The organism is Aeromonas sp. R6-1, assembly GCF_040908165.1.
Lineage (GTDB): Bacteria > Pseudomonadota > Gammaproteobacteria > Enterobacterales > Aeromonadaceae > Aeromonas > Aeromonas caviae.
This window is the reverse complement of record NZ_JBFODF010000052.1, coordinates 75,860-86,708: the sequence shown is the minus strand read 5'-3', so window position 1 is coordinate 86,708 and position 10,849 is coordinate 75,860. Positions and strand designations below refer to the sequence as shown.

At 64.3% G+C, this 10,849-nt stretch carries 11 protein-coding genes, 1 tRNA gene and 2 pseudogenes; 3 read left to right on the top strand and 11 right to left on the bottom strand.

Going from position 1 to position 10,849, the window contains the following annotated elements; all coding sequences use genetic code 11:
• Positions 1-146: 146 nt before the first annotated feature.
• From AB5Y68_RS16955 to AB5Y68_RS16935, 5 genes are all read right to left on the bottom strand, one after another.
• Positions 147-223 (bottom strand) — tRNA-Met (locus AB5Y68_RS16955).
• A 235-nt stretch (positions 224-458) separates the two neighbouring features.
• The gene (locus tag AB5Y68_RS16950) at positions 459-1,178 is read right to left on the bottom strand and encodes a hypothetical protein (RefSeq protein WP_368207391.1); all 720 of its coding nucleotides are present in this window, start codon (positions 1,176-1,178) and stop codon (positions 459-461) included.
• Between the two features lie 106 nt (positions 1,179-1,284).
• Complete coding sequence (locus tag AB5Y68_RS16945) at positions 1,285-2,919, bottom strand: ATP-dependent endonuclease (RefSeq protein WP_039038583.1); 1,635 nt, start codon at positions 2,917-2,919, stop codon at positions 1,285-1,287.
• A gap of 76 nt (positions 2,920-2,995) precedes the next feature.
• Positions 2,996-3,118: a hypothetical protein gene (locus tag AB5Y68_RS16940; RefSeq protein WP_256094327.1), complete on the bottom strand. Its 123-nt coding sequence runs from the start codon at positions 3,116-3,118 to the stop codon at positions 2,996-2,998.
• Positions 3,119-3,180: 62 nt separating this feature from the next.
• Positions 3,181-4,068: a helix-turn-helix domain-containing protein gene (locus tag AB5Y68_RS16935; RefSeq protein WP_039038595.1), complete on the bottom strand. Its 888-nt coding sequence runs from the start codon at positions 4,066-4,068 to the stop codon at positions 3,181-3,183.
• 178 nt (positions 4,069-4,246) lie between these two features.
• On the opposite strand from AB5Y68_RS16935, the gene AB5Y68_RS16930 reads away from it, so the two are divergent.
• Both AB5Y68_RS16930 and AB5Y68_RS16925 read left to right on the top strand, forming a co-directional pair.
• Positions 4,247-5,164 (top strand): DMT family transporter, encoded by a 918-nt coding sequence (locus AB5Y68_RS16930; protein WP_039038584.1) that lies wholly within the window; start codon positions 4,247-4,249, stop codon positions 5,162-5,164.
• Positions 5,165-5,215: 51 nt separating this feature from the next.
• Positions 5,216-6,148, top strand: a complete 933-nt coding sequence (locus AB5Y68_RS16925; RefSeq protein WP_039038585.1) for a LysR family transcriptional regulator — start codon at positions 5,216-5,218, stop codon at positions 6,146-6,148.
• 52 nt (positions 6,149-6,200) lie between these two features.
• Here the strand turns inward: AB5Y68_RS16925 and AB5Y68_RS16920 are convergent, their stop codons facing one another.
• The 6 genes and pseudogenes from AB5Y68_RS16920 to AB5Y68_RS16895 form a co-directional block, all read right to left on the bottom strand.
• The gene (locus tag AB5Y68_RS16920) at positions 6,201-6,980 is read right to left on the bottom strand and encodes a TSUP family transporter (RefSeq protein ID WP_010674863.1); all 780 of its coding nucleotides are present in this window, start codon (positions 6,978-6,980) and stop codon (positions 6,201-6,203) included.
• Positions 6,981-7,111: 131 nt separating this feature from the next.
• A pseudogene (locus AB5Y68_RS16915) lies at positions 7,112-7,228 on the bottom strand (DTW domain-containing protein); the annotation flags it as partial.
• Between the two features lie 2 nt (positions 7,229-7,230).
• Positions 7,231-7,344, bottom strand: a pseudogene (locus tag AB5Y68_RS16910) (DTW domain-containing protein); the annotation flags it as partial.
• A 2-nt stretch (positions 7,345-7,346) separates the two neighbouring features.
• Positions 7,347-8,096 carry a tRNA-uridine aminocarboxypropyltransferase gene (locus AB5Y68_RS16905; RefSeq protein WP_039038586.1) on the bottom strand — a complete coding sequence of 250 codons (750 nt, stop codon included), beginning with the start codon at positions 8,094-8,096 and terminating at the stop codon, positions 7,347-7,349.
• A gap of 190 nt (positions 8,097-8,286) precedes the next feature.
• Entirely contained in the window at positions 8,287-9,276 is a 990-nt protein-coding gene (locus tag AB5Y68_RS16900; protein ID WP_039038587.1) for a D-alanine--D-alanine ligase, read from the bottom strand.
• Positions 9,277-9,476: 200 nt separating this feature from the next.
• Positions 9,477-10,085: a 2OG-Fe(II) oxygenase gene (locus AB5Y68_RS16895; protein ID WP_029314582.1), complete on the bottom strand. Its 609-nt coding sequence runs from the start codon at positions 10,083-10,085 to the stop codon at positions 9,477-9,479.
• 207 nt (positions 10,086-10,292) lie between these two features.
• Between AB5Y68_RS16895 and AB5Y68_RS16890 the strand changes: the two genes are divergently transcribed.
• Positions 10,293-10,769: a glutathione peroxidase gene (locus tag AB5Y68_RS16890; protein WP_039038588.1), complete on the top strand. Its 477-nt coding sequence runs from the start codon at positions 10,293-10,295 to the stop codon at positions 10,767-10,769.
• Positions 10,770-10,849 lie beyond the last annotated feature (80 nt).

The following is a 10,849-nucleotide window of genomic DNA, read 5'->3' as shown; positions in this document are numbered from 1 at the left end:
CGACCTTCGGGTTATGAGCCCGACGAGCTACCGAGCTGCTCCACCCCGCGTCCGAATTGTATTGCCACCACAAAAAGCAGAGCAGTTGCTTCTTGTTGTCTTCGTCTCCACCGCAGGCGCTAGCGCTTGCCATGAACACAAATGGTTGGTTGCGGGGGCCGGATTTGAACCGACGACCTTCGGGTTATGAGCCCGACGAGCTACCGAGCTGCTCCACCCCGCGTCCGAGGTCGCCCATAATAGGCGCCAACGCTGAGATTGCAAGTAAATATCCTAAAAAAAGTTTATTCGGGGATTAAACCGTCACATACTGCGCTCTTTTGCAACAAATCGCAGTTTTTTCAGGCAGCTAGCGATCTCTCGCCCCTCAGGCCCCTCCCCGCGCTCCCCCCGACTTGCCCCTCTTTGCCATACAAAAAGCCCGCACAACAAGGTGCGAGCGGGAGGATGCGCCGGGATCAGGCCAGCTGATGCAACACGCTGGTCGCCGCAATCTGGGCGATGATGAGGCCGCACAGGGTCACGGAGACCACCACGGGGGCCGTCTCCTGCTGACGGTAGATGGGGCTGAACCAGAGCAGCAGGGCTGCGACCAGCAGGCCGGCCTGGGTCACAACCCCGGGGATCAGCGGGTCGAGCCCAGTGCTGCTCCCCTGCCAACCCACCAGCACCGCCAGCCAGATAAGACTCAGGATGGCGGAGACCAGCCCCGCCAGGGGCAGCAGCAGATTGAAGGCTTGCATGCGGTGGCGGGCACGCAGCAGCATCAGGTGGGCAAAGGCCGACCCCAGCAGCACCATCTGCAGCAGGCCGCCGAGCCAGCCCTGGATCTGCATCAGACCCAGTCCGTAGAGGGCGAGCGGCATGGCGGGCAACCACAGCAGGGTGGCGGGGATGGCGCGCTTGCCCTCCAGGCGAGACTGGACCAGGGAGAGCACGATACCGAGCACCAGGGCGGCCCCCCCGCTCCAGATGAGCCAGCCCGCAACCTTGGCCTCCACCGCCAGCATCAGGGAGAGCCCGGTGATCACCCAGACCGAGAAGAGCTGGGTAGTGATCCGCGAGCGCTGGCCCGGGCAGAGATCCCCGCGCCACAGGACGAGTCCCACGGCGATCAGGGCCCCCAGGGCCATCAGACCGGTCAGGGGAAAGAGCCAAAAAGGAAGTTGGACGAACATAGGGTCTCCGGCAGCAGTCCGGGTGCGGGTGCACCCGTCACAGGGTAAGGAAGGACAAGAGGCAGGGAGTATATCCAAACTCCCCCCGTCTTCCCAACGTCGCCGGTCAGCTTTGTCCCCGGGCAAGGGCGACCACCCGGGCAAACATCTGCTTGAGCACAGGGGGAATGTGCTCGCTGCCGAGGCGCTCCGCCTCCTCCACCACCGCCAGGGCCATGCCTGGCTTGCTGCGATGGTGGATCGCCTTGGCGATGATGCGCCCGGCGTTGAGGGTGGAGCGCCCCCCGACCCCGGCCTCACGCCGGAACACCCCCTCGAACCCGTTCTGGTAGAGGTAGTGTTCTATGTCTGCCGCCGGCAACTGGGTCAGCCGATCCCGCTCGCGCTCCCCCTTGAGCAGGGAGCGGGCGGAGCTCGCATACTTGGCGCCCGCCTCGTCACCGTCGGTGAGCAGGTGCCACTCTATGCCGAAGTCCCGGGCCACCTTGATGAGGGGAGCCTGGCCGCACTGGGCGAACTCGATGATGCGCACCCCCTCCGCCCGCAGGCTGTAGCCGCAGATCTGGGCCAGCTCCGAGAGCAGCCAGATCTCGGTCTCCCCTTCCACCAGCAGCCAGCAGCGGGCAAACATCGACATGGGCCTGTTGATGCGCACATGGAAGGCAATCTTGCGCAGATCGTCGCTGCTGTAGCGCTCCCCTCCCAACTGATGGCAGAGGATGTCCTGCTGGCGGCGCACCAGACGACGCACCTGATTGAGGGGCAAGGAGGAGAGCAGGTCCCCCGAGTTGGTGGTGAGCAGCTTCTGGCCGGGCAACTGCTCCAGCAGACCCCAGGCCAGGGCCAGCATGGTGGGATGCAGGCGGCTCTCTGGGTCTTCCAGCATCAGTATGGGTCTGGCCCCCTCCTCCAGCTCCCGATTGCCCCGGGCGTGGAGCAGCATGGCCGCCATGCCCGCCATGGCCAGTTGCAGCGCCCGGTTGTCTGCATTGCGCAGCAGCACCTGCAGGTTGCCGGGATTGCGCAGGGTCATGGGGCGATTGACGATATCCCGCTGGCTGCGAGGCTTGTGCTTGATGGGCGCCAGGGCACTGAAGTAGTGCTCCATCAACTGCTGCACCGCCTGCAGCGCCTCCTTGAGTTCTGGCTCGCCGATGCGCTGGGGCTCGTCGGTGAGCTTGCCGGCCAGCTCGTCCAGCCGCTGCTCGCACAGATCCCCCCAGGGCAGCCGCTCGATGCCCTCCCGGGCGGTACGGGCATCCCGCAGCCTGAATACCGGGTTCATGGTAATGAGCAGACGCACCAGCGCCTCATTGTTGTCGATGGCCAGACTCTTGCCGATGCCGTCGAGAAAGTCGTGGGTGGTGAGCACGCTGCCATCGTCCTGCAACTCGGCGCTGGCACGATAATGCACCCGGTGGAACTTGTCCTTGTGGGGGATCCAGGCCGCCCCGAGGCGGGCCAGACGGCGGGAGTGCTGGCACATCTGGGGACGATACTCGCTGAAGGTGAGCACCAGTTGCAGCGTGCGCGAGGGTTCGAGCTCGGGATCTTCGGGCCGGTGAAAATCATCCTGACCAAATTGATAGGGCTCGGCATCCCCCAGCAGACACCAGAGGGCCCGCAGCAGGCTGGATTTGCCCCAGGCGTTTTCGCCGATGAGCACAGTGGTGTTGTCCAGCCCGAGGGAGAGGCGATTTATTCCGCGAAAACCTTTGACTTCAATGCGTTCCAGAAACATGCGGCCATATCCAGTCCATCCTGATGGCGCAATAGTGGCAAAGTTGCCGGAAAAATCCTATCGGGTTACGGCGTTTTCAGCGGGAACTGTGAGGAACGAGCGGTTCGGGCGGCGTCGGCTGGGTGGCGCGATAGAGGGGGGCATTCCAGTGGTTGAACCAGAGATGGCGAGTACGAGTCTGACGTTTGCGATGATTCAATGGGCATTCCTTTCAATGGACAAGAGACAGAGGGTACACCTCTTTTGCCCAGAGTCTCAGGGTTATCTGTGACAGGACAATGACAACTGGGCTCGCCACTGGCCCGGGCTCAGGCCGAACGCCTCCCGAAAACGGTTACCAAAATGGGCCTGGGAGGAGAAGCCGCACTGGGCGGCGATGCTGGCCAGGGGCTCGCTTCCGGCCAGCAACTGCTTGGCCCGCTTGAGCCGCAGCCCGAGCAGGTAGCGGTGGGGCGGACAGCCCAGGCTCTGCCCGAACATCCGGGCGAAGTGGTATTCGCTCAGACCCGCCTCCCGGGCGAGCTCTCCCAGAGTGACCGGCTCGGCCAGGTGAGCCTGCAGATACTCCTGTACCCGGCGCACCACGGCTGGGGCCAGGCCGCCGCGCACCTCCGGCAGCGCCGGGGCCTCGCGGGTGTGATGGCGATAGGCGTGCAGCATCAGCATCCAGGCACCGTGGGAGAGCGCCATGCGATCGATGCCGTGCTGCCAGTCGAGCTTCATCAATTGCCCCTGCACCAGGGCCGCCGCCTGGGGATCGTCGATGAAGGTCTTGTCTTCCAGTTGCAGATGACGCCCCTCCTTGTCGCACGCATGCTCGGCGATACGGGTGAAGTGGCCGGGGGTGAAGTAGAGGTGGAAGAAGCGAAACTCCTCGCGCACCAGCCACTCGGACCTGTGGTGATCCGGCATGATGCACACCTTGCCCGCACCGCCATGGCCACCGGGGCCGTCCAGCCGCTCGGTCTGCTCGCCCCCTTGCAGGTAGACGCTGATGGTGTGGTTGCCCGGCTTGTGGTAGCGGGTCTGATCGTAGCGGTTGCACCAGCTCGCCACCCCGAGCCCGGGCTCCAGCCAGCAGGAGTCCTCCAGCCTGGCACCGGTGCTCACCAGGGCATCAAAGACCCCTGCCTGTCTTGTCTGCTGCATGGCATGCTGCACGCTTGCGTCCCTCTCTGGCACTTGCCGCCCCTTTCCTGTCGCCATCTTATCGCGCCTCATGGTCAAAGGCTGCGCCTCCGTTGAAAAAACCGCAAGATGGTGCAAGCCGGCGCCCCGCCTCCCGGTTCATGCTGATCACATCATCTTCTCTTGATGGGATCACACCATGAATCTGATGCTCTATGTTTCCACCGTCCTCATCTGGGGCAGCACCTGGATTGCCATCGCCTGGCAGCTCGGCCCCATCCCCATCGAGGTCTCGGTGCTCTATCGTTTCGCCCTGGCGGCCCTGGCCCTGTTCGCCCTGCTCACGGTGAGCGGCAAGTTTCCGCGCCTGCCCTGGGCGGGCCAGCGTTATGCAGCCCTGCTCGGCGCGTTGCTCTTTTCCACCAACTTCCTCTGTTTCTACCACGCCACCCTCTATATCCCGAGCGGTCTGTCGGCGGTGATTTTCGCCAGCGCCAGCATCTTCAACGGCCTCAATCTCTGGCTGTTCGAGGGTAAACGACCGGGCCTGCGCTGGCTGCAAGGATCGTTGCTGGGGCTGCTTGGCACCCTGCTGCTCTTCTGGCCGGTGCTGGCGGATGCGCAACTGGGTGCAAACGGCTGGAAGGGCTTGCTCTTTGCCTGCGCCGGCACCCTCTGCTTCTCCCTGGGCAACCTGGTCTCCGCCCGGGGACAGCGCCAGGGCTATCACGTATTGCAGATGGTACCCTGGGGCATGGTCTACGGCGTGGCGCTGCTGCTGGGCTGGGTCACGGTACTCGGTCAATCACTCACCCTGCCCACCGACCCGCGCTACCTCGCCGCCATGGTCTATCTGGCCATCTTCGGCTCCGTCATCGCCTTCACCGCCTACCTCACCCTGGTGGGGCGCATCGGTGCCAGCAAGGCGGCCTACGCCACCGTGCTCTTCCCCCTGGTGGCCCTCACCCTCTCCACCTTCTATGAAGGCTTTGTCTGGCAGACGGTCTCCATCGTCGGCGTGGCGGTGAGCCTCATCGGCAACCTGGTGATCTTCGCGCCCCCCGTCAAGGCGTGGCGCTGGCCGCTATCAAGGGCCGCAAACGGTACTTGCCCCTGATGCCACCAGCCCCTAAGGTAACCGCGTCCAACACACGAGGAGGGAGGACGCATGTTACTGGAAGGGCTGGAGACACTCTGCCTGCTGGCAAGCGAGGGCACCATGGCCAAGGTTGCAAGCCGCCTCTATATCAGTCAGTCGGCGGTCAGCAAGCGCATCGCCCAACTGGAGCAGCGCCTTGGCAAGAAGCTCATCGAGCCGGATGGCCGTCATATCCGCCTCACTCCCCAGGCCCGTGAGCTGCTCGCCCGGGTAGCCCCGAGCCTCGCCGAAATGAAGGGGGTGCTGGCGGACAGCCAGATCCTCACGGATCAGACCCCTCTGTCCATCGCCTGCTCCGAAACCCTGCTGGCGGGCTACCTCGCCCGCTTCATGCACGCCTACCTTGAACGGGATCCCCACATTGCCCTCTCTACCCACCACACCCCGGTCATCCTGGCCCGGGTGCGCGGCGGGGATGCCCTGCTCGGGATCTGCGCCGGTCGCCTGCCGCCGGGCCATGGGCTGTGTGCCGAACGGCTGCTGGAGGAGCCCTTCTATCTGGTGGGGGACGCTCTGGATGAGGCGGCGCAGCCGGATCACCAGGGCGCCTTGCAAGAAACTGTGACCAGCAAGCAACTGACTGAAGGCGACGTGAGTCAGGGGATGCAGGGCAAGGTGCGCAAGATCCTGACCATGGATCTGGAGAACCCCTCCAACCGCTATCTGCGCGAGCCCCTGGCCGCCCTCGGGCTTATCCCCGCCATGGAGCTCGATTCCTACCTGGCGCTGATCGAGCTGGCCAAGGCAGGCATTGGCCCCGTGCTCCTGCCCGCCGGCCTGCTGGCGCTGGTGGGTGAGCAGGGGACACAGGCACGCCCCCTGCCGGGACTGGGCCGCCCGCTCCACCTGGTCTATCGGCCAAACAGCCTCAAGCGCGATCGCATTGCCCGCCTGGTGCAAGCGCTGCAAGCCCATTTCCGGCAACTTTCGGCACAGGGCTGAAACGCAAGAGGGCCCGATCTGCGATCGGGCCCTCGTCATGGGGGGTACCGGCTCAGCCCAGCCAGGCAAAGAGCTCGGGGTACTGGCTCCACACCAGCTTGGCGGACATCACCAGGGAGACGGTCACCAGCAGCGGCTTGATGAGCTTCACCCCTTTCTTGAGCACCAGCTTGGAGCCCATGCGCGCCCCGATGAACTGCCCCAGCGCCATGCACAGCCCCACGCTCCACACCACCTTGCCCCCCAGGGTGAAGAAGAGCAGGGAAGCGATGTTGGAGGTGAAGTTGAGCAGCTTGGTGTGGGCGGTGGCCCGCGCCATGCCAAAGCCCGCCAGGGCCACGAAGCCGATGGCAAAAAACGACCCAGTGCCCGGCCCGAAGAAGCCGTCATAAAAGCCCACGCCCCCGCCCACCAGCAGGGCGAACGCCATGGGGGTGAGGCGGCGCTGACTCTCCGCATCGCTCACCCTGGGGGAGAAGTAGAAGTAGCAGGCAAACGCCATCAGCAGGAAGGGGAGCAGCCGCTCCAGGATGGCGGCATCAATGGTCTGCACCGCCAGGGTGCCGATGGCCGCCCCGATGAAGGTGCAGATGACCGCCGGCCAGATGATGGCCCACTCAAGGAGCCCCTTGCGGGCATAAAACCAGGTGGCGGAGAAAGAACCGAAACTGCTCTGCAACTTGTTGGTGCCAAGCACCAGGGCCGGCGGCATGCCAGTGGCCAGCAGGGCCGGCACCGTCAAAAGCCCCCCGCCCCCGGCGATGGCATCGATAAAGCCGGCGATGAGGGCCACCCCGAACAGGGCGACCAGGGTGAGCAGTTCCAGTTCCATCCATAGACCTCGTGTGATTGGCGGCGCCCGGCATGGCCAGGAGCCTGAAGGAGTCAACAGGTCGCTATCCTAGCGAGGGCGGGCTCATGAAGCCAACGAAACAATGGCAGCCAACTAATTCCTTATTTTCATCAATCAGCCCGCGAGAGGGCCTGCGCCTTGATAACCGCCAGCCTCTGTAGCAGGGGCACTTCATCGGCACCGGGTGCACGGCTCACCCGGCCAGCCATGTAGCGGCTGCTGATGAGGATTAATCCAGAGCGCGGTTCTGGCCCTTGATGACCTCCAGCCCCTGTAGCAGGGGCGCTTTATCCTCACCGGGTGCACGGCTCACCCGGCCAGCCATGTAGCGGCTGCTGATGAGGATTAATCCAGAGCGCGGCTCTGGGCTTTGATGGCCTCCAGCCCCTCCAGCAGGGGCGCTTCATCCGCACTGGGTGCACGGCTCACCCGGCCAGCCATGTAGCGGCTGCTGAAGAGATTGAACCAGAGCTGCAGCGCCTGTCCCGCCCGCAGCTCCCCGGCCACTTCCAGCACGCAGGCGGCCACCTCGGCGGTGCACAGGTGCTCGTCGCTGTGGGCAACGCGCATGCCGTAGGTAGAGAGCGCATCCGGCTTGATGGCGAGCACCGGGAAGCCGTCCAGATAGGGACTCTTGTTGAACATCTTGCGCGCCTCGGGCCAGGTGCCGTCCAGCAGGATGAACAGCGGCTTCTTGCCGGGAGCCAGTACCACCTCGCCGGTCAGGCGGTCGGGCGCTTTCTCGCAGGCGGGAAAGACCACGTAGGGCTGCCAGGCGGGATCCGCCAGCAGGGCCAGCAGCTCGGGATGGGGTTCGGTACGCGACCAGAGAAAGGCCCAGGTGGAGTCCGGCAGCACGTCGGCGATGAGGCGCCCGGTGTTGGAGGGCTTCATGGGCTCGCTGTCATACATCATGAGGCAGAACCCGGCCTCGGCCTTGAGCGCCGGGCGCCAGTCGCAGGCACACCAGTCGTGGCGCAGCTGGCAGGCATCGCAGCGTGGCACGCTGCCGCCACGGGCAAGAAAGGGTCGGGTCGAGACGCTCTTGCGCCAGATGCGCAGGCGGTTGACGGCGTGATCGGGGATGGGCTTCATGAAACGCGGCTCTGACGGTGCCTGTGGCGGGACAAAAGGGGGCTGATTGTAACGGCGCGCCCTCCTGGCGGCAAGGCTTGCCGGGCGGCGCCCTGCCCCCTTCCCTCCCCGCATTCTGCCCGCCTCGCCCCCATGAAAAAGGGGCCCTGAGGCCCCTACTCACCATCCGTTGCAACCGGGTCTGGCGATGTCAGACCGCCTTTCGCAGGATCTGCTCCAGATAGTGCGCGAAGCTGTGGCCATGGTGCTCCAGCAGTTTCGGGAACATGGAGATGGAGGTCATGCCCGGGAAGGTGTTGATCTCGTTGAGCAAAATCTCCCCCTCTTCGGTCAGGAAGAAGTCGATGCGCGACAGGTGGGTCAGCTTGAGCTGACGGAACGCCTTGAGCGCGTACTCGTGAATGGCGTCAGCCTGCGCCTGAGTCAGTCCCTCGGCCTTGAGCGCGGTCTCGGTGTGACTGGCGCTGCTGTACTTCTCTTCATAGGTGTAGAACTTGTCCTGGGGTACGCAGATCTCCCCCGGATAGGTGGCCACCAGCTCGTCACCATACTGGTAGACCGCCACTTCCAGCTCACGGGGCTTGACCGCTTTTTCGATCAATACCTGCTCGGAGTAACCGAAGGCATCGGCAATGCCCTTCACCAGGTCTGACTCGTTGCTGGCGGAGTAGCAACCCACGGAAGAGCCCTGGGAGGCCGCCTTGATGAAGACCTTGCCCCACTTGGCCAGCGCCGCTTTTGCCTCGGTCAGGCTCGCCTCGTCCTGCTCGGTCAGGAACAGGTAGGGGGTATTGGGGATGCCGATGGCGGTGAGCCACAGCTTGGTGGTGATCTTGTTGAAGCACACCTTGCTCGCCTCGGCGTCACAACCCAGATAAGGCAGGCCGGCCAGCTCGAGGAAGGATTGCAGATCGCCGGTCTCACCGGGATAACCGTGGATGCAGGGCACCACGTAGTCCACCGGACGGGCCACGCTGTCGAACGAGAGCAGCTTGTCCAGCCCCAGCTTGCACTCGCGACCGTCGGCGCTGAGCCAGCGGTCGGCAAACATCTCGACCCGGGTCACTTCGATACCGGGCAGGAGCCCGAGCTGTTTTTCGAGGAAATTGGCGCTGCGCAGCGAGACTTCGTGCTCGGAGCCGCCACCGCCGCACAGCAGCAAGACATGCATGTTCTTCATTAGATGTGATCCCTTGGGAGAAGCGGCTTCGTCATCACCATGTCAAACCCAACCGCATGAAAACCGGACGAAGCCAGAAACGAACATAAGTGCGGGCAGTGTAGCAAGGGAGGGGAAGCCTTGTCAGCCGATGGGGCGCACCTCCCCCTGCCCGGACAGATAAAAGTCTCTTCCTGTGTCAGAAACAGGATGAAATGCGCTCAGCGGGGGGGATCGACCCGCCCGGCGCCATTGCCGTTGACCCGAAACCAGCCGGCAATGCTGTAGCGCTCCCGGCTTGCGGGCAGCACCTCGTGGGGAAACTCTTCAGACAGGAAGAGCACCAGCCGCCCGCCCCGGGGGGAGACATCCATCAGAAACTGCTCGCTGTCGTCATAGACCCGCAATATTCCCCCCGCCTCTGGCTGCCAGTCGTTGTTCAGGTAGAACACCGAGGTGAGCCGGCGGTTGGATCGCCCGGCGAAGGCGTCGCGATGGGTGACGTAGAAGTCCCCCTGACGGTAGCGGGCAAAGTGGGCCTCGTAGTCGAACAGCCCCAGCATCAGGCTGCGATTGGCGGCCAGACGCAGGGACTCCATCCGGGCCAGATAGTCGGCCACCGGCGCGCCGAGGGAGGCGTCGAGCCAGTGGATCTGATCCCGACGGATATCGCGGTTGTCCTGATGCAGGGTCTCGCGCCCGATCCCCGCCGGTCGCCACTCATCCGGCAGGCAAGCCTTGAGGGCATCCACCTCGGCGGCGGTTAAAAAATCATCCACTATCACCCAACCCCGGGTGTAGATGGCATCCATGACGGCTTGATAGTCCAAGATAGGCTCGCAGCGAGGGGAGAGAGTGCGCTTTGTAGCGACTTCGGACCATCGGCACAAACCGGATTGCTTCTCTTGAGAAGTCCCGCCATCAATAGGAGTCTGGGGGGAACAGACGCCCTCCCCCTTGCTCCCCGGCCCTCGGCCCGTTAACGTGCAAGGATTGTCCCCGGGCGCCTTGTCGCCCCTCTTGCATCAGGAGAAACCATGCCCCTGCCCCTCATCCCCCTGCAACGACTCGATGGCACGGCCTGGTCCACCGCCGATCTGCAGGGCCGTGTCGTGCTGGTGGTCAACGTGGCAAGCCGCTGCGGTTTTACCCCCCAATACACCGGGCTTGAGGCCCTCTATCGCCAGTTCGGCCCCCAAGGCTTCGAGATCCTGGGCTTTCCCTGCGATCAGTTCGGCCATCAGGAGCCGGGCGATGCCGAGGAGATCGCCCGCTTCTGCTCGCTCGACTACCCGGTCAGCTTCCCCCTGATGGCCAAGTGCGAGGTCAACGGCGCCGGGGCCCACCCCCTCTATCGCTGGCTCAAGGAGCAAAAGCCCGGACTCCTTGGCAGCGAGGCCATCAAGTGGAACTTCACCAAGTTCCTGATTGACCGTGAAGGCCGGGTGGTGGACCGCTTCGCCCCCCAGACCAGGCCGGAGGATCTGGTGCAGGCCATCGAGGGACTGCTCTGACGGGCGTGCGCCGAGGCCAGGGGGGCCCCTCTTAGCGCCCCCTGGCCTTTCCCTGCCGGGATGGCCGTGGCAACCCTGCT